This window comes from Nocardia amamiensis NBRC 102102, from assembly GCF_001612745.1.
GTDB lineage: Bacteria > Actinomycetota > Actinomycetes > Mycobacteriales > Mycobacteriaceae > Nocardia > Nocardia amamiensis.
Genome location: NZ_BDBA01000363.1, coordinates 1 through 517 on the forward strand (window position 1 = coordinate 1; position 517 = coordinate 517).

Here is a 517-nt window from a genome sequence, read left to right on the forward strand (position 1 = left end):
GGATGACGACGGTGGTGCCTGAGTCGTGGGTGGCGCCTGTGGTGTCGGCGGCGCTGTCTGGGGTGACGGCGCCTGGGTGGAGGGCGGTTGCTGGGTGGGTGGCGCGGAAGGCGTCGGCTCCGGGTCCTGCTTCGGTGGCACCGGATTGTGCGACGGCGGGGCAGATTCCGGTGCGGCAGGCGCGGATTGCGTTGCACCCTGCGGTGATTGGTCGTTCTGCGGTGCCTGCTCAGGCGTAGCGTATCTCGGCGTGCTGGGCGAGCCCACTCGCGGTGTCATCGGGGTGGCGAGGATGGCGGGTGGTTCGGGCAGCGCGGGAACGGAGGTACCCGCCGCGGAGTAAGCAGGCTTGTAGACCATGTTCATCGCGAGCACGGCTTCCTGACGCAGTGCTTCCTGCGCCATCTGCGCGTCGATGACGCGAGCCGCCTCCAGAGCCTTCGCGATCGCGCCGACCGGTCCGGAATCGCCGGGCGGCACCACCGCCAGCTTCACCGCCTCGGCGGCGGCGGCGACC

1 pseudogene is annotated in these 517 nt (G+C 70.8%); it reads right to left on the reverse strand.

The window, feature by feature from the left end:
- Positions 1–517, reverse strand: a pseudogene (locus NA4_RS41840) (hypothetical protein); the annotation flags it as partial.